Consider the following 19,999-nt stretch of genomic DNA (forward strand, 5'->3'; position numbering starts at 1 on the left):
TAAGATCCATAAGGATATAACTGCTATGTTGGACATGGCTATATAAGTTACTCGAGCTATTTATTATTCAAAAACTTCTATTATAAAAATTAAACCGCAGAAAAAATTAAAAAACCATTAACAAATGAAAACATTTGTGCAACTATTGTAATCAACACTTTAAGATTATGGACTGTCCTAGTGAAATATTTATTAAAAATAGTTAGTCTTATCCCTTTTTCTTTCATACCTCATATGGTTCAAGCCAACTTAACCAGCTTCACACCAAATTCAGCTATTGTCGGTAAAGCGACCACTTTCACTGTTAATGGCACAAACATCCCAAGCACCGTTATCGCGAGTATTGAAGGCATGACTGGCCTATGTAATCGCAACAGTCAAAGCTCTACTCGCGCTACCTTCTCCTGTACACCTAATGTGAAAGGGAATAAAGGCTTCTATGTCAAAGCCGAATCTGGGGGCGCGCGCCTTGCGGGCTCTGAAAATTGGACAATTAATGTTCAAGAGGACACAGCACCTAACTTAACCAGCTTCTCACCCGATTCAGCTATTGTCGGTAAAGCGACCACTTTCACTGTTAATGGCACCAACATCCCAAGCACCGTTATCGCGAGTATTGAAGGCATGACTGGCCTATGTAATCGCAACAGTCAAAGCTCTACTCGCGCTACCTTCTCCTGTACACCTAATGTGAAAGGGAATAAAGGCTTCTATGTCAAAGCCGAATCTGGGGGCGCGCGCCTTGCGGGCTCTGAAAATTGGACAATTGATGTTCAAGAGGACACAGCACCTAACTTAACCAGCTTCTCACCCGATTCAGCTATTGTCGGTAAAGCGACCACTTTCACTGTTAATGGCACCAACATCCCAAGCACCGTTATCGCGAGTATTGAAGGCATGACTGGCCTATGTAATCGCAACAGTCAAAGCTCTACTCGCGCTACCTTCTCCTGTACACCTAATGTGAAAGGGAATAAAGGCTTCTATGTCAAAGCCGAATCTGGGGGCGCGCGCCTTGCGGGCTCTGAAAATTGGACAATTAATGTTCAAGAGGACACAGCACCTAACTTAACCAGCTTCTCACCCGATTCAGCTATTGTCGGTAAAGCGACCACTTTCACTGTTAATGGCACCAACATCCCAAGCACCGTTATCGCGAGTATTGAAGGCATGACTGGCCTATGTAATCGCAACAGTCAAAGCTCTACTCGCGCTACCTTCTCCTGTACACCTAATGTGAAAGGGAATAAAGGCTTCTATGTCAAAGCCGAATCTGGGGGCGCGCGCCTTGCGGGCTCTGAAAATTGGACAATTAATGTTCAAGAGGACACAGCACCTAACTTAACCAGCTTCACACCAAATTCAGCTATTGTCGGTAAAGCGACCACTTTCACTGTTAATGGCACAAACATTCCAAGTACCATTATCGCGAGTATTGAAGGCATGACTGGCCTATGTAATCGCAACAGTCAAAGCTCTACTCGCGCTACCTTCTCCTGTACACCTAATGTGAAAGGGAATAAAGGCTTCTATGTCAAAGCCGAATCTGGGGGCGCGCGCCTTGCGGGCTCTGAAAATTGGACAATTAGTGTTCAAGAGGACACAGCACCTAACTTAACCAGCTTCTCACCCGATTCAGCTATTGTCGGTAAAGCGACCACTTTCACTGTTAATGGCACCAACATCCCAAGCACCGTTATCGCGAGTATTGAAGGCATGACTGGCCTATGTAATCGCAACAGTCAAAGCTCTACTCGCGCTACCTTCTCCTGTACACCTAATGTGAAAGGGAATAAAGGCTTCTATGTCAAAGCCGAATCTGGGGGCGCGCGCCTTGCGGGCTCTGAAAATTGGACAATTAATGTTCAAGAGGACACAGCACCTAACTTAACCAGCTTCTCACCCGATTCAGCTATTGTCGGTAAAGCGACCACTTTCACTGTTAATGGCACCAACATCCCAAGCACCGTTATCGCGAGTATTGAAGGCATGACTGGCCTATGTAATCGCAACAGTCAAAGCTCTACTCGCGCTACCTTCTCCTGTACACCTAATGTGAAAGGGAATAAAGGCTTCTATGTCAAAGCCGAATCTGGGGGCGCGCGCCTTGCGGGCTCTGAAAATTGGACAATTAATGTTCAAGAGGACACAGCACCTAACTTAACCAGCTTCACACCAAATTCAGCTATTGTCGGTAAAGCGACCACTTTCACTGTTAATGGCACCAACATCCCAAGCACCGTTATCGCGAGTATTGAAGGCATGACTGGCCTATGTAATCGCAACAGTCAAAGCTCTACTCGCGCTACCTTCTCCTGTACACCTAATGTGAAAGGGAATAAAGGCTTCTATGTCAAAGCCGAATCTGGGGGCGCGCGCCTTGCGGGCTCTGAAAATTGGACAATTGATGTTCAAGAGGACACAGCACCTAACTTAACCAGCTTCACACCAAATTCAGCTATTGTCGGTAAAGCGACCACTTTCACTGTTAATGGCACAAACATTCCAAGTACCATTATCGCGAGTATTGAAGGCATGACTGGCCTATGTAATCGCAACAGTCAAAGCTCTACTCGCGCTACCTTCTCCTGTACACCTAATGTGAAAGGGAATAAAGGCTTCTATGTCAAAGCCGAATCTGGGGGCGCGCGCCTTGCGGGCTCTGAAAATTGGACAATTAATGTTCAAGAGGACACAGCACCTAACTTAACCAGCTTCTCACCCGATTCAGCTATTGTCGGTAAAGCGACCACTTTCACTGTTAATGGCACCAACATCCCAAGCACCGTTATCGCGAGTATTGAAGGCATGACTGGCCTATGTAATCGCAACAGTCAAAGCTCTACTCGCGCTACCTTCTCCTGTACACCTAATGTGAAAGGGAATAAAGGCTTCTATGTCAAAGCCGAATCTGGGGGCGCGCGCCTTGCGGGCTCTGAAAATTGGACAATTAATGTTCAAGAGGACACAGCACCTAACTTAACCAGCTTCTCACCCGATTCAGCTATTGTCGGTAAAGCGACCACTTTCACTGTTAATGGCACCAACATCCCAAGCACCGTTATCGCGAGTATTGAAGGCATGACTGGCCTATGTAATCGCAACAGTCAAAGCTCTACTCGCGCTACCTTCTCCTGTACACCTAATGTGAAAGGGAATAAAGGCTTCTATGTCAAAGCCGAATCTGGGGGCGCGCGCCTTGCGGGCTCTGAAAATTGGACAATTAGTGTTCAAGAGGACACAGCACCTAACTTAACCAGCTTCTCACCCGATTCAGCTATTGTCGGTAAAGCGACCACTTTCACTGTTAATGGCACCAACATCCCAAGCACCGTTATCGCGAGTATTGAAGGCATGACTGGCCTATGTAATCGCAACAGTCAAAGCTCTACTCGCGCTACCTTCTCCTGTACACCTAATGTGAAAGGGAATAAAGGCTTCTATGTCAAAGCCGAATCTGGGGGCGCGCGCCTTGCAGGCTCTGAAAGTTGGACTATAAGTGTTCAAGAAGTCCGTGAAAACAGCTCTATATTATCTGTAAACCACTCGGGTCAAGGTAAAGTATTTAGTTCTCCAACCAATGAGATTAATTGTGGAACTAAGTGTAGCTATCAATATGAAAATGATACCAAAGTAACTTTAGTAGCAAGCCCAGCCAAAGGTTGGGAGTTTAGCCAATGGAATTATGATCGCGAACCTCAGCCGAATGACTGTAGAGCAGCAGCTTGCGAATTATTGATAAAAGAAGACTTAACGATTTCAGCAACCTTTATAGAGCAAGAAGAACCAAACACAGAAACTCGCTTAATTGACTTTAGCCCTAAACGTGTACCTCAAGATTCCAAAACAGTATTTACATTACTAGGTGAAAACTTAAAGAATACTACTATTGGTAATATTGAAGGCACTAATGGTCATTGCCAATTACTAAGCTCTTCAGATTCTGTAATTACTATGTCATGCACGCCTGACGTACACGGACAAAAACGTTTTTACTTAAAAGATACTCAAAATGAAAACAAGCATAAGGTAATTGCTGGTAGTGAATATTGGCATGTTGAAGTAACGCCACCAGTTAATTCTAATGATCCATTAGTATGGATCGATAATATACCTCGTTACATTATATTAGATCAGCAATTCACTATCACGGTAAAAAGTGAAGATATAGATGGCGATCTTGTCAGCATTCAAGCCGACTGGGAGGGTGATAACAACCTCGATCGCATAGTTAATGTAATTAACCCATACGGACAAGATATCGCTTTTTCTTATACTCGTACCAATAACGATTTAAGTGATTTAACACTTAAATTCATCGCCACAGATGAAAGTGGTAATGAGGATATTTTTGCCTATACTATTAAAGTTGTGCAGCCCCAAGAAACGGAAGAAGTAGTTTCTGGTTATGAAGGGGCTGAAACTGCACCTCAAAAAATATCTGATTGTGAAATAACAGCAGCTACTATTACCAAAGGTTCAAACCCTATCCTTGCAAGCAACGGCGCTAAAGTTGAACATAAGCGGCTACTTACCGTTAATGGTGTTGTACCTGTTACGTTTGCTATCAGTTATAACTCACTCATTCGTGGCCAAAGCGGTATTGGAGTGGGTTGGGACTTTGCTAATGCCTATGCGGCGCAAATAGCAGAAGCACCAAATGGCGACGTCACTATTTTATGGTCTGATAATCAACAGCATAAGTTTAGTCCGAAAGGTGATGGCACATATAATACCGAAAGCTTTGGCTGTCGTTTAGATAAACTAACCAAACTTGAAGATGGCACATTCAAAGTTGAGCGTCGTAATCGTTTAACTTATATATTCAACGAATTTAATTTCCTAACTCGTATAGAGAACTATCAAGGGCAAAGCACTAACTTTGAATTTGATGAGAAAAGTCGTCTTAAGAAAGCATATGAACCTGTTAGCAATGTTGGCATTACATACAGCTATAATAGCGATGGTTTTTTAGTTGAGGCTTCTACCAATTATGGTAGGTCAGTTAGTTTAAGCTATGAAAACAAGCAGTTAACCAAAGTTACTCATGCAGATGGTATGGTTGAAGAGTTCACCTACAACAACCTTGATCAGATCGTTGACCATTTCCTAAATTCTGTTTTAGTTAGTACGACTACATACGACAACAAAGGTCGTGCAACTGAGCAGGAAGATTCGCGTGATGACAATTTGCCGCTTCGCCTCTCTTATCAAGAAACCGATGAACACGTTATTACAACTATCAATGATAGAAATGGTGAAATCACTCAAAAAACCTTTGATAAAAATTATCAGCTTCTTAAAGAGGTAAACGCCCTTTCTCATGAGCAAAACTTTGAATACAACGAAGAAGGAAAACCAACACTTGTTACTAATGGCCGCGGTTATTCTACTAGCATAGCGTATACAGAGTTTGGTGATATTACCGAATTAGCAATGCCAGACGGTGCTGTTGATAAAAAAGAATATGACTCTAACCGCAATACTATTAAACATATAAATGCACTAAGGGAAGAAACCCTTTATAGCTACGTAACTGGTACTAATAATGTTGAATTCATAACAAGCGCACTTGGGTTAATTACTTCATTTACCTATAACGAACATAATCAGCTATTAAGCGTAACCACACCTGAAGGCAGAACAACATACTATGGTTATACAAATGGCTTATTAACGAGCGAGACAAACCCCGAAGAATATACTCGCCGTATTTATCATGATGCTGATGGTTTTATTGAGTCCGAAACTGATTTGCAGGGTAATACCACTAGCTATGAACGCGATGGCTTAGGCCGAGTGACTAGAAAGATTGATCCACTCGGATTATTTGAAACATGGGTCTATGACGCCAGAGGCAATGTTATAGAGTATTGCGATAAACGTTGTAATAGCGGCACTTCTAGTACCGCGGCTCAAACGGTGTACAACTATAATGGTCAAGGCGATCTAATAGAAAAACGTATCATCAGCCTTAATCAAAACGTTCAGGATATAGTTTATCAATATAAATATGACGGTGAGAGTCGGTTAATCGAGAGTACAGATCCAAATAACAATACCATCAAAATAAACCGTGATGAGCTTGGTCGGGTTATCGAAACAACCGATGCATTAGGAAATATAGTTAAAGCCGAATTTGATGAAAATGGCAACTTAATTGAATCCAGTGACGCTAAAGGTAATACCATTAAAGCAACGTTTGATGAAATGGATCGCACTACACAAACGGAGGATGCCGTTGGTAATAAACAATCTTTCGTATATAACTTACTCGGGCAAACCACCAAAACGACTAATGCCTTATCACAAGAGTGGAACAACACATACGACAAGCTCTCACGCTTAATCAGCATTACTCATCCAAGCAGTAACGATGAGCTGCTTATTGCAAAACAAGGCTACGATAACGATAACAACGTTATCAGTGTTACCGCACCTGCTGATGATACACGTACGCTTGCCCTTAATGATAATGCCCAAGTAGAGACAGAAACGACAGCTGACGACGTATCGCTGCAATATTCATATAATGAAAATGGCTTAGTTAGCACTTTTATTAATGGCCGCAATCACCAAAGTAGCAACGAGTATGATATAGCTTCACGTCTAATCAGCGTAAGCGACCCTATTTCTACTATTAGTTATGGGTATGACCAAAATGCTAACGCTACAAGCATTACGGAAAATGATCTCACGATTACAAGAGCATATGACCACTTAAATAGAGTCAGTTTATACAAGCAAAATGACAATAACTTTCGTGGTGTTAACTTTCTTCGAGATGCCGCAGGTAACTTAGAGCAAGTTCAATACATCAATAACAATGGGAATCAAAACCTCCCCATCAAATACACTTATAACGAACTCAATTTAGTAACTTCTGTTTCTGCATTAAATCAGGATGTTATCGCTGCTGAGTATGAGTATGACGCGAACCAAAATATTACAAAAATCATTCGTGGAAATGGCACTGTTTTGGTAAACACCTACAACAAGCTAAATAGGCTAACCAGTAGTATTGATACAGCGCCAGACGGCACTGTAATACTTGAACAGCATTATACCTACAATGCTATTGGGCAAGTTACTAAGGAAGATATTACACCTGAATTTGCACCACCTGTTGAATTATTAACTGAGCAGGTTATGACCTATTCAGCCGATAACCGTATTGCTAGTAAAAATTCAGAAATTTTTAACTTTGACCTTGATGGCAATACACTCAATGTAGGTGATATAGAATTAGACTTTAATGCCCGAAATCAGTTGGCTAGTGCTGGCAATCACCAATACACTTACAACGCTGAAAGTATGCGCGATACGCAAACCTATTCAAGTGAAAGTGGTAACACAACTATTCGTTATTCATTGCTCCCTGACTACCTAGGTTTACCGCAAATTGCGTGGCAAGAGGTAACAAACCCTGATGATTCGGTAGATTATCACTACTTTATTTATAGTCCTTATGGTTTAGTTTCACAACGAAGTAACAAAGCAAATCAAACCGCACAGGAATATTACTTCCATTATGACTATCGCGGCTCGGTAGTTGCAATCAGCGATTCAAGTGGTGATGTAGTTGCTCGTTATGGGTATACGCCATTTGGCACACGCTTTGACGCACCAAACTTTGTAGAGCAAAACCAATCAATTACAACACCATTTGGATATAACGGCCGTGATGGTGTAATTACTGATGCTAATGGCCTTATCTATATGCGCGCCCGTTACTATTCACCTGAGTTACGCCGCTTTGTGAGTAAAGATCCTATTCGTGGTGACATAAGCGATTTAGGGTCGCTAAATCGTTATGCCTATGTTGGTGGTGATCCGGTTAATTTCATTGACCCAAGTGGGATGACGCCTGCTCACGTTTGTGCTTTAGTTTTTTTTGCTCTAACAGCTTCGAATTTTGATGATTCACAACCAGTTATACCTGTAGGGAAAGTTGTAGTTTATTCAGATAAACTAGGAACTTATGCAATCGGTTCATATAATAAACTAAAAGGCTTTAAAAAAGGTTATGAAGCCCATCACATTATCCCTCAAAAACTACTAAAACAGTTTAACCTTGGTGTTTACTCGACTACTACAGTATCGATTCCTCGGGCTGTGCATCGCATGACAGAAAGTTGGGGGAACAGTAATAAAGCTAAAATAAAAAATAAATTAGATAATTTGTCACTAAAAACAAATAATGAAACAGGACTCGATGAAATCTTTGCTGATGGACTTAACGACTTGATTCGGATTGACCCTGCTTTTAAAAGGCAAGCAGAGCAATTAACAAAACATTTCAATGAATGGAATAAAAAACAATAGTTTAAGTAGGGAGTGATTTATGAAATATAGTCTTTTAATTTTATTGTTCAGTTCATTTTATAGCACAGCAACCGTATATAGATATGACGATTCAAACAAACTGCAACAAGTCACTTACGACAACGGTATGGTTGTTAGCTATGAATACGATACCAACGGTAACCTCGTTAAAGTCACACCGACAGTGAGCACATCTGGCAAGGATGACGGCACTGATAACGGTTCTGATGATACACCTGCCACACCAGAACCGGAGAAAAAGAGCTCTAGTGGCGGTGCTTTTAGTTTGGCTTTTCTATTTTTTGCAGGGAGCTTAATAGCTACTCGATCGCCAAAAGTAAAAACTAAGCTGAAAAGAACCTCTATTTAGGATCTGATGTGTATTTAGGTTCATTTTCTTGACCTACCTTATATGCGATACTTCGGCTACTTTTTAGAAACTATACGTAAAATAGTAGCCCCATATTTTTTAGGTAAATAACTTAGTTAGTAGTGGGGGTATAATTTTTGTTAACAACTGAAATAATTAACAGTACAACAACGTAAAAAATTTAAAAAGCTCCTACATAGGGCTAAGAAAAGAAGATTTTGTTGAGTTAGTCGGTAGTAAAAAAAATTACTTACGGCCGAAATTGAACTGGCAAACAGTAGAGGGGAGTCACTCGCTTACTTTAGAATCGATGGCGACTTTTTCTATGATGATATTTATTATTCGGCTGATATATTAGTTCCGAAAACACACTGGTTAAGCTCTCACGATGTAAATAAAAAAAACTCTGGATTGCTGTTATTTACAACGTACCTTACGGTGAGTATTTAGATGCAGAGTTTGATTTTAACAAAGTTGATGACCCTAACTTTGGGGTAGTAAAACCTGTATTGGTTAGTGAGCTCAATGAAAGCGAGCTCGCCTATGAAAAAGTAAAGCGCCTAGAGATGTTTGCTAATATCGAAAAAGCAGCGACTGAAGATAAACTCCTTCAAACAGAAAAAGATCTCATTCTGACCAAGCTTTTAAGCAAAGTGACTAAACACTAATCTAATGAAAGTCAGTTTAACAGCTGTCTCACTATGCTAAATAAATCGGAGGGTAGCATACCTCGCTGCCCGTCTTGCTCACTGGCGATATCACCGGCTTTAGCGTGCAGTGTTACGCCATATCGCGCTGCTTCATCAATATTTAAACCTTGAGCCAGTAAAGCGCCAATAATACCAGTGAGTACATCGCCACTACCACCAACGGCCAGTGCTGCGTTACCGTCTTCACACACGAACGTATTCTCAGCATTATCAATTAATGTTCCGGCTCCTTTTAATACGCAAGTAGCGTTATAGCGCTTAGCACACAATCGAGCATTCTCAAACCTATTTGACTCAACATCCACAATAGTTTTACTTAATAGCCTGGATGCTTCTCCTGGGTGCGGTGTAAGTACACATTGCTTTAATGTGTATGATGAGGCTTGCTTGGATAATAAATTTAGCGCATCGGCATCGATAACCAGTGGCATGTTATTAGTTTGGCAATAATATATAACCTCCTCAAAGGTTTTTTGTGCCCATTCGTCCTGCCCAAGCCCTGGCCCTATTACTACGCAGCTAGCCCACTCAAGCGCTTCTTTTAGATTAGTACTGGTTACCATTAATTCTGGCCTACCAATGCTTACAGGCACTACAGAACTTGAATGTGTATACACTTTTACCATACCCGCACCTGCTCTAAGTGCGGCCTCGCTGGATAATCTAATTGCGCCAGCCGTCCCCTCATTACCACCTACACAGAGGAGTTTACCATGAGTTCCTTTATGGCTATTTAGGTTACGCGCACCAAGCTTTTTAAAGCTCTTAATATTTATAAGTGTGCCGCTTGAAGTAGCGAGCTCATAAAATGCAGGTCCAATATTTAGATCGTCAAATATTAACTCCCCGCAATGTTGTTTACCTATAGCCGTTGTTAGCCCCTGCTTAATACCAACAAAGGTTATTGTTTTACTTGCTTGTATAGCAATACCTAAAGGTTGGCCAGTATCTGCGCTGATACCTGAGGGTACATCTATACTCAATACAGGTTTATTACTGGCGTTAATTTCATTAATAATTTTAGCAAAATTATCGCGAACCGAGCTTGTGATCCCTGTACCTAGCATTGCATCTATAATTAAATCACTTCGGTTTAATAACTCACTCGTATAAGCATTAACTTCACCGCCTTCATCACGCCATAACTTAAACGCTTTTGCAGCATCTCCTGTTAGTGATTTTTCAGGATTAACGGCACACAAAGTTACTCGCTTACCCGCTTGCTTAATTAGGCTCGCGGTAATATAAGCGTCACCAGCGTTATTACCATGTCCTACAACAACTAACGTATGCTCTGCATTAAAGTCTTGCCAAGCGTTGAATGCAGCGTGCCCAGCGCGCTGCATGAGGGTAAATAACTCACAATGGCTATTTTTAGCAGCCAGTGCCTCGTTATCCCTAACTTCTTTTGCAGTAAATATTAGTTTATTTAGCATGAAGACCCCTCTAATAAGTGACACCCTACCTTATCAAATACACATATCAAGCGGCTAGTTTTGTGAGCTTTTAATCGAGGTAAGTTCGTTTATTCAAACGTACTAAAGATCACTATTTATCCGGGTCAGATAACTGAAAACTAATCACTTTTGTTCAGGTATTAAAAACTTAAACGCTAAATATTACTCATTGAACGTTGCTACAAAGCACCTACGCCTGAGGTAAGAGCGCCACCTTCACGTGAGGCAAATTGCAGGCATTAAAAAACCCGAGACTAAGCTCGGTTTTTTTTAGTATTAATTAACTTAAACGTTAACTATCACTCATTGGACGTTGCTACAAAGCACCTACGCCTGAGGTAAGAGCGCCACCTTCACGTGAGGCAAATTGCAGGCATTAAAAAAGGCCACCTAAGTGACCTTTTTCTAACAATTAACTTAAACGTTAATTATTACTCTACGATAGTTGCTACAACACCAGCACCTACAGTACGGCCACCTTCACGGATAGCAAAACGAAGACCTTCATCCATCGCGATTGGTGCGATTAGAGTTACTGTCATCTTGATGTTATCACCAGGCATTACCATTTCTACACCTTCTGGTAACTGTACGTCACCAGTTACGTCAGTTGTACGGAAGTAGAACTGTGGACGGTAACCTTTGAAGAATGGAGTATGACGACCACCTTCATCTTTAGAAAGTACGTATACTTCTGAAGTGAATGTAGTGTGTGGGTTGATTGAACCAGGCTTAGCTAGTACTTGACCACGTTCAACGTCTTCACGCTTAGTACCACGTAGTAGTGCACCAATGTTCTCACCAGCACGACCTTCGTCAAGAAGCTTACGGAACATTTCAACACCAGTACAAGTAGACTTAGTAGTCTCTTTGATACCAACGATTTCAACTTCGTCATTCACGTTGATGATACCCGCTTCAACACGACCAGTTACAACAGTACCACGACCTTGGATTGAGAAAACGTCTTCGATAGGCATGATGAATGGCTTATCGATGTCACGCTCTGGCTCTGGAATGTAAGAATCTAGTGCTTCTGCAAGCTCTACAATCTTGTCTTCCCATTGCTTCTCGCCTTCAAGTGCTTTAAGTGCAGAACCTTGAATTAGTGGTAAGTCGTCACCTGGGAAATCGTACTCAGAAAGAAGTTCACGAACTTCCATTTCTACTAGCTCAAGTAGCTCTTCGTCATCAACCATGTCACATTTGTTCATGAATACGATGATGTAAGGTACGCCAACCTGACGAGAAAGAAGGATGTGCTCACGCGTTTGTGGCATTGGGCCATCAGTCGCAGCTACTACTAAGATAGCGCCGTCCATTTGTGCAGCACCAGTGATCATGTTTTTAACATAATCGGCGTGACCAGGACAATCTACGTGTGCGTAGTGACGAGTTGGTGTGTCGTACTCAACGTGTGAAGTTGAGATAGTGATACCACGCTCGCGCTCTTCTGGAGCGTTATCGATTGATGCGAAATCTTTAGCAACACCGCCGTATACTTTTGCAAGTACGTTAGTGATTGCTGCAGTTAGTGTAGTTTTACCGTGGTCAACGTGGCCGATTGTACCAACGTTTACGTGCGGTTTTACGCGTTCAAACTTTTCTTTTGCCATCTTAAAAAATTCCTAATTAAGAAATTAAAGCCTGACTCACTATTGAGCCAGACAAGCTAAAATCATATTACAGCGCGAGCTGAAATTATTGTATCTGCAACCTGCTTTGAGGCTTCAGCGTACTTCAAAAACTCCATAGAGTAAGAAGCACGACCCTGAGTTGCAGAACGTAAAGCAGTCGCATAACCGAACATTTCAGACAGTGGAACTTGCGCATTTATTTGCTTAAGTCCACCAAGTGCATCTTCCATGCCCTCGATCATGCCGCGACGACGGTTTAAGTCGCCAACTACATCACCCATGTTTGAGTCAGGAGTGATTACCTCAACCTTCATTAGTGGTTCTAAAAGAACTGGGTTTGCTTTAAGCGCACCGTCTCTCATAGCTAATGAACCTGCAATTTTAAATGCCATTTCATTCGAATCTACATCATGGAACGAACCATCATATAAAGTCGCTTTAACGCCAAGTAAAGGATAGCCTGCCAGTACACCTTGAGACATTTGCTCTTGGATACCTTTGTCTACCGCTGGGATGTATTCTTTAGGAACTGATCCACCTACGGTTTCGTTAACGAATTCGTAAATTGGAGAATCATCATCCGAAATATCCATCGGTTCAAGCTTCAACCAAACGTGACCATATTGACCACGACCACCTGATTGACGAATGAACTTTCCTTCAACTTCTACAGTTGAACGAATAGCTTCACGATATGAAACCTGCGGCTTACCAACGTTACATTCAACACTGAATTCACGTTTCATACGGTCGACGATAATATCTAGGTGAAGTTCACCCATACCAGAAATAATTGTCTGGCCTGATTCTTCGTCAGTTTGTACGCGGAAAGACGGATCTTCGGCAGCTAGTTTACCTAGCGCGATACCCATCTTGTCCTGGTCAGCGATTGTGCGAGGCTCAACCGCAACAGAGATAACTGGTTCTGGGAATTCCATACGCTCAAGCGTAATAATTGAATTCGGAGCACACAGTGTCTCACCTGTTGTAACGTCTTTAAGACCAATAGCCGCCGCGATGTCGCCTGCGTAGACTTCTTTGATCTCTTCACGAGAGTTTGAATGCATCTGTACGATACGGCCAAGTCGCTCACGCTTACTTTTAACTGGGTTGTATACCGCGTCACCCTGTTTAACAGTACCAGAGTAAACACGGAAAAAGGTTAAAGTGCCAACAAACGGGTCTGTTGCAATTTTAAATGCAAGTGCAGCAAACGGCGCTTTATCATCAGCTGGACGTTCCTCTTCGGTACCATCTTCTAAGATACCTTGGATTTGTTTAACTTGTTCTGGTGAAGGCATGTATTCTACAACGCCGTCAAGCACAGCTTGAACACCTTTGTTTTTAAATGCGCTTCCACAAGTTACTGGAACAATCTCATTGGCTAATGTGCGTTGACGTAAAGCATTTTTAATTTCTGCTTCACTTAACTCTTCACCTTCTAAGTATTTGTCCATTAGTTCTTCTGAGGCTTCAGCAGCGCTTTCAACTAAATGAGAGCGCCATTCTTCAGCTGACTCAAGAAGGTCTGCCGGTATTGCCTCATATGTGAAAGTCATACCCTGGTCCGCTTCGTTCCAGTTAATCACTTTCATTTTTATAAGGTCAATAACACCTTTAAAGTCGTCCTCAGCGCCTACTGGCAACTGAATTGGAACAGGCGTTGCTCCAAGACGAGATTTCACCTGGCTAACAACAGCTAAAAAGTCAGCGCCCGTGCGATCCATTTTATTTACGAAGATCATTCTTGGAACTTCGTATTTGTTCGCTTGACGCCAAACTGTTTCAGTTTGCGGCTGTACACCAGAAGAAGCACAAAGCACAACTACCGCACCATCAAGTACGCGTAAAGAACGCTCTACTTCGATAGTGAAATCTACGTGTCCTGGAGTATCAATAATATTGATACGATGGGCGTCAAATTGAGCGTCCATCCCTTTCCAAAAACACGTTGTTGCAGCAGAAGTGATTGTGATACCACGCTCTTGTTCCTGCTCCATCCAGTCCATAGTTGCAGCGCCATCATGTACTTCACCGATCTTATGAGAAAGACCTGTGTAGAACAGAACACGTTCTGTTGTGGTGGTTTTGCCTGCATCTACGTGAGCTACTATGCCGATATTACGGTAGCGCTCAAGTGGAGTTGTACGTGCCATATGATCCTCTTAAAGGTTAAGGACAGATTACCAACGGTAATGAGCGAATGCTTTATTCGCTTCAGCCATACGGTGAACGTCTTCACGTTTCTTAACCGCAGTGCCTTTATTATCAGCAGCGTCAACGATTTCTTGAGCTAAACGTAAGCCCATAGATTTTTCGCCACGCTTACGTGCAGCGTCTACTAACCAACGCATACCTAATGCGTTGCGACGAACTGGACGTACTTCAACTGGTACTTGATAAGTTGAACCACCAACACGGCGAGATTTAACCTCTACCTGTGGACGGATGTTATCAAGTGCAGATTCAAAGATTTCTAGGTGCGACTTGCCTGATTTCTCAGCAGCCACGTCTAGCGCACCATAAACAATTTTTTCAGCAGTAGATTTCTTGCCGTCTAACATTACGATGTTAACGAATTTAGCAAGAAGTTCCGATCCGAACTTAGGATCTGGAAGAATTTTACGTTGACCTATTACGCGTCTTCTAGGCATTTTGTATCTCCGGTTTATTCAGGTTTGCTCTTTCGAGTCAATCACCCAAAACAATAATTAATAATATTTAGTGCTTGGCCTTACTAACGGAATACAATTACCCTTTAGGGCGTTTTGCACCGTATTTAGAACGAGCTTGACGACGGTCGCTAACGCCTGCACAGTCAAGTGCACCACGTACAGTGTGAAAACGCACACCTGGTAAATCTTTAACACGACCACCACGGATTAGGATTACACTGTGCTCTTGAAGGTTATGACCTTCACCACCGATGTAAGATGTTACTTCGAAACCGTTAGTTAAACGTACACGAGCTACTTTACGTAACGCTGAGTTTGGTTTCTTAGGTGTAGTTGTATATACACGAGTACATACACCGCGCTTTTGCGGACACGCTTTTAGTGCAGCTGAGTTACTTTTCGTAACCTTGCTACGGCGTGGCTTACGCACTAGCTGGTTAATAGTTGCCATTTAAATAGCTCCTGAAATTAAAATTACTACTGAAAAAAATAAAAAAATCCGCCCTTTATTACCTGCCTACGATAAGCACACAAGTAAATGGGTGGCGGAATTTTAATGAGCAAAGTTTAACCTGTCAACCTAAACTAACCGTAAGACAGCACTTAACTGCCTTACGATCTCTTAATCTATTGATTAAGAACAGTTTATTGATTTCCAGACAAATCAGCATTTAGTGCATCAGTTAGTGCTTGAGTTGCCTCTTCAGCGCTTACTGTTTGCTCTTCTACTACTTCTTTGCTTTGTTTACGGCGAGCCATACGATCTTGATGATACGCAAAACCGGTACCGGCTGGGATCAAACGACCCACAATTACGTTTTTTTTCAGACCGCGAAGCTCATCGCTCTTACCATTCACTGCTGCATCTGTAAGAACACGTGTTGTTTCTTGGAAAGACGCTGCAGAGATGAAAGATTCTGTCGCTAGTGATGCTTTAGTAATACCCATTAACTGGATTTCAAACTTCGCTGGGATCTTACCTTGTTTTTCAAGGTCACGGTTTGCGATATTAACGCGCGCCACTTCGATTTGTTCACCAGCTAAGAAGTCAGTATCACCACCGTGTAAAATGGTACATTTACGTAACATTTGACGGATAATTGTTTCAATGTGCTTGTCATTGATCTTAACGCCTTGCAAACGGTAAACCTCTTGCACTTCGTTAACAATGTAGTTAGCAACATGAGTCACACCACGTAGGCGTAAGATGTCATGTGGTGATTCAGGACCATCGGCAATTACCTCACCTTTAGACACTTGTTCACCTTCAAACACGTTAAGTTGACGCCACTTAGGAATCATTTCTTCGTAATGATCGCCTTCAGCTGGAGTAATAACTAAACGCTTCTTACCTTTAGTCTCTTTACCGAAGCTAATAGTACCGGTGATTTCAGCTAAGATAGCTGGATCTTTTGGCTTACGCGCTTCAAATAAGTCGGCTACGCGTGGTAGACCACCCGTGATATCACGAGTTTTAGAACCTTCTTGCGGGATACGTGCTAACACGTCACCTGGGTTTGCAGTCGCACCGTCTGTTACTTCAATCGTTGTGAATGAAGGAAGACGTGTTTCTTGCAGACCACGCTCATCACTTTCGATGATAAGTTTAGGCTCTTTAGCATTCGCTTTAGCAAGGTCTTTAACTACGATACGAGTCAAACCTGTTAGTTCATCGGTTTGTGTCTCTGTATTCGAGTCATCGATATCGCTAAACGATACTTTTGATTTGTGCTCAAGAACGATTGGGTGACTATGCGGGTCCCAAGTAGCAACAATGTCGTTACCTTGAACTTCTGCATTGTCTTGAACTGTTAAAACTGCACCATAAGGTACTTTATAACGCTCTTTTTCACGGCCATGACTATCGATGATAGTGATTTCCGTTGAACGAGACGTAATAACAATCTTACCGTCTGTATTTAATACATACTTAGCATTGTGAAGTTTTAATGTACCGTTAGTTTTAACTTGTACATTATTTTCAGCTGACGCTCGAGATGCCGCACCACCGATGTGGAATGTACGCATCGTAAGCTGTGTACCCGGCTCACCAATTGACTGTGCCGCGATAACACCTACTGATTCACCTGCGTTGATGATATGACCACGTGCAAGGTCACGACCATAACAGTTAGCACATACACCAAAGTCATTATCACATGTGATAACTGAGCGTACGCGTACTTCATCAACCGAGTGCTCTTCTAAAAGGTCACACAGTTTTTCATCAAGCATGATATTACGTTCTACAAGTACAGTATTAGTACCTGGAATAACAACATCTTCAGCTACAACACGACCTAGTACACGTTCGCGAAGCGCTTCTACAACATCACCACCTTCAATAAGCGGTTTCATTGTTAAGCCATCTTCTGTGCCACAGTCGTCTTCGTTGATTACCAAATCTTGTGCTACGTCTACTAGACGACGCGTTAAGTAACCCGAGTTCGCTGTTTTCAGTGCTGTATCGGCTAGACCTTTACGCGCACCGTGAGTTGAGATGAAGTACTGAAGTACATTTAGACCTTCACGGAAGTTAGCCGTGATTGGTGTCTCGATGATTGAACCATCTGGACGTGCCATTAGACCACGCATACCTGCTAGCTGACGGATCTGAGCGGCACTACCACGAGCACCTGAGTCGGCCATCATAAACACTGAGTTAAATGACGGTTGCTCTACTTCTTCACCTTTCGCGTTGGTTACTGTGTCTTTCGACAAGTTAGCCATCATCTCACGTGATAAGTTTTCATTTACACGAGACCAGATATCGATAACTTTGTTGTACTTCTCACCAGCCGTTACAAGACCTGATTGGAATTGTTGGTTGATTTCAGTTACTTCAGCTTCTGCTGATTCAATGATCTGCGCTTTAACCGGTGGGATAACTAAGTCATCGATACCGATAGAAACACCAGACTTCATTGCGTAATGGAAACCGGTGTACATAACTTGGTCAGCAAACACAACGGTGTCTTTAAGGCCTAAGCGACGGTAACACTCGTTCAACAAGCTAGAAATCTGCTTCTTACCTAGTGGCTGGTTGATTGACTCAAACGGCATACCAGTTGGCAAAATTAGAGACAGAATTGCACGACCTACCGTTGTTTCGATAACCGTTGTAGTGTCTTCTACTACACCGTGCTCGTTAGCAACTGACTGGCTAATACGTACTTTCACAATAGCGTGAAGGTCTGCATTACCGCTACGGTATGCTTTTTCTGCTTCTTTAGGATCTTTAAATATTGCGCCTTCGCCTTTTGCGTTGATGCAATCACGGGTCATGTAGTAAAGACCCAATACAACATCCTGTGAAGGAACGATGATTGGCTCACCATTCGCAGGAGATAGAATGTTGTTTGTTGACATCATCAATGCACGTGCTTCAAGCTGTGCTTCAATTGTTAACGGTACGTGTACCGCCATTTGGTCACCATCGAAATCGGCGTTGTAAGCCGCACATACTAATGGATGCAAATGAATCGCTTTACCTTCGATAAGCACAGGCTCAAACGCTTGGATACCCAAACGGTGAAGTGTTGGTGCACGGTTTAGTAGTACCGGATGTTCACGAATTACTTCGTCTAATACATCCCATACTTCCGCTACTTCACGCTCTACCATTTTCTTAGCAGCTTTGATTGTCGTAGCCATGCCGCGACGCTCTAGTTTGCCGTAGATAAACGGTTTGAATAGCTCAAGTGCCATCTTCTTAGGAAGACCACATTGGTGAAGCTTAAGTGTAGGACCTACTGTGATTACAGAACGGCCTGAGTAATCTACACGCTTACCAAGTAAGTTCTGACGGAAACGACCTTGCTTACCCTTGATCATATCAGCAAGAGATTTAAGCGGACGCTTGTTAGAACCTGTAATAGCACGACCACGACGACCGTTGTCAAGTAGCGCATCTACCGCTTCTTGTAACATACGTTTTTCGTTTCGTACGATAATGTCTGGTGCTGCTAAATCTAATAGACGCTTAAGACGGTTGTTACGGTTAATAACACGACGGTAAAGGTCATTTAGATCAGATGTCGCAAAACGACCACCGTCTAGTGGTACTAATGGACGTAGATCAGGTGGCAATACTGGAAGTACTGTCATGATCATCCACTCAGGGTTATTACCTGATTGGTGGAATGATTCCATTAACTTAAGACGTTTAGTGATTTTTTTACGCTTAGTTTCAGAGTTAATTGTTGGTAACTCTTCACGCATCTCAGCAATTAATTGGCCAAGATCAAGTTCACGAAGCAAGTCTAAAACTGCTTCAGCACCCATCTTCGCTTCAAACTCATCGCCGTGCTCTTCTAATGCATCTAGGTACTCTTCTTCACCTAGTAACTGACCACGCTCAAGCGTTGTCATACCTGGCTCAGTTACTACGAATGATTCGAAGTAAAGAACACGTTCAATATCACGAAGCGTCATATCTAGCATTAAGCCGATACGTGACGGTAATGATTTTAAAAACCATATATGTGCTACTGGGCTCGCAAGGTCAATATGACCCATACGATCACGACGCACTTTGGTCAGTGTAACTTCAACGCCACACTTCTCACAGATCACACCACGGTGTTTAAGGCGTTTATATTTACCACATAAACACTCATAATCTTTCACTGGGCCGAAAATACGGGCACAGAATAAGCCATCGCGCTCAGGCTTGAAAGTACGGTAGTTAATAGTCTCAGGTTTCTTTACTTCACCGTATGACCATGAACGAACCATGTCTGGTGAAGCAAGACCAATGCGAATTGCATCGAATTCTTCGGTCTTATTTTGTTGCTTCAGAAACTTAAGTAAGTCTTTCACCTTA

The 19,999-nt window shown here is 42.3% G+C and carries 9 protein-coding genes; 3 read left to right on the plus strand and 6 right to left on the minus strand.

Features of this window, described 5'->3' with window-relative positions:
* Positions 1-180: 180 nt before the first annotated feature.
* The 3 genes from ATS72_RS10090 (at position 181) to ATS72_RS18860 (ending at position 9,363) form a co-directional block, all read left to right on the plus strand.
* The gene (locus ATS72_RS10090) at positions 181-8,325 is read left to right on the plus strand and encodes an RHS repeat-associated core domain-containing protein (RefSeq protein WP_139295584.1); all 8,145 of its coding nucleotides are present in this window, start codon (positions 181-183) and stop codon (positions 8,323-8,325) included.
* 19 nt (positions 8,326-8,344) lie between these two features.
* Entirely contained in the window at positions 8,345-8,695 is a 351-nt protein-coding gene (locus ATS72_RS10095) for an RHS repeat domain-containing protein (protein ID WP_058430383.1), read from the plus strand.
* Between the two features lie 509 nt (positions 8,696-9,204).
* The gene (locus ATS72_RS18860; protein WP_161936500.1) at positions 9,205-9,363 is read left to right on the plus strand and encodes a hypothetical protein; all 159 of its coding nucleotides are present in this window, start codon (positions 9,205-9,207) and stop codon (positions 9,361-9,363) included.
* An 11-nt stretch (positions 9,364-9,374) separates the two neighbouring features.
* Here the strand turns inward: ATS72_RS18860 and ATS72_RS10100 are convergent, their stop codons facing one another.
* The 6 genes from ATS72_RS10100 to rpoC all read right to left on the minus strand — a co-directional run bounded on the left by ATS72_RS10100 (position 9,375) and on the right by rpoC (position 19,995).
* Entirely contained in the window at positions 9,375-10,841 is a 1,467-nt protein-coding gene (locus ATS72_RS10100; RefSeq protein ID WP_058430382.1) for a bifunctional ADP-dependent NAD(P)H-hydrate dehydratase/NAD(P)H-hydrate epimerase, read from the minus strand.
* A 452-nt stretch (positions 10,842-11,293) separates the two neighbouring features.
* Entirely contained in the window at positions 11,294-12,478 is a 1,185-nt protein-coding gene (tuf, locus tag ATS72_RS10105; protein ID WP_006791257.1) for an elongation factor Tu, read from the minus strand.
* 62 nt (positions 12,479-12,540) lie between these two features.
* Positions 12,541-14,655 (minus strand): elongation factor G, encoded by a 2,115-nt coding sequence (gene fusA / locus ATS72_RS10110; RefSeq protein ID WP_006791258.1) that lies wholly within the window; start codon positions 14,653-14,655, stop codon positions 12,541-12,543.
* Between the two features lie 27 nt (positions 14,656-14,682).
* Positions 14,683-15,153, minus strand: a complete 471-nt coding sequence (gene rpsG, locus ATS72_RS10115) for a 30S ribosomal protein S7 (protein ID WP_004588211.1) — start codon at positions 15,151-15,153, stop codon at positions 14,683-14,685.
* Between the two features lie 97 nt (positions 15,154-15,250).
* A complete protein-coding gene (rpsL, locus tag ATS72_RS10120; protein WP_002958885.1) occupies positions 15,251-15,625 on the minus strand; it encodes a 30S ribosomal protein S12 in 375 nt (124 codons plus the stop codon).
* A 194-nt stretch (positions 15,626-15,819) separates the two neighbouring features.
* On the minus strand, positions 15,820-19,995 hold the full coding sequence (gene rpoC / locus ATS72_RS10125) for a DNA-directed RNA polymerase subunit beta' (protein ID WP_058430022.1): 4,176 nt from the start codon (positions 19,993-19,995) through the stop codon (positions 15,820-15,822).
* Positions 19,996-19,999 lie beyond the last annotated feature (4 nt).

The sequence above is a fragment of the Pseudoalteromonas sp. 13-15 genome (genome assembly GCF_001468205.2).
Lineage (GTDB): Bacteria > Pseudomonadota > Gammaproteobacteria > Enterobacterales > Alteromonadaceae > Pseudoalteromonas > Pseudoalteromonas marina.

Coding starts and splice junctions, on each gene's coding strand:
- ATS72_RS10095 (WP_058430383.1), top strand. CDS start 8,345: ATGAAATATAGTCTTTTAATTTTATTGTTCAGTTCATTTTATAGCACA.
- ATS72_RS10100 (WP_058430382.1), bottom strand. CDS start 10,841: ATGCTAAATAAACTAATATTTACTGCAAAAGAAGTTAGGGATAACGAG.
- rpsG (WP_004588211.1), bottom strand. CDS start 15,153: ATGCCTAGAAGACGCGTAATAGGTCAACGTAAAATTCTTCCAGATCCT.
- rpsL (WP_002958885.1), bottom strand. CDS start 15,625: ATGGCAACTATTAACCAGCTAGTGCGTAAGCCACGCCGTAGCAAGGTT.
- fusA (WP_006791258.1), bottom strand. CDS start 14,655: ATGGCACGTACAACTCCACTTGAGCGCTACCGTAATATCGGCATAGTA.
- tuf (WP_006791257.1), bottom strand. CDS start 12,478: ATGGCAAAAGAAAAGTTTGAACGCGTAAAACCGCACGTAAACGTTGGT.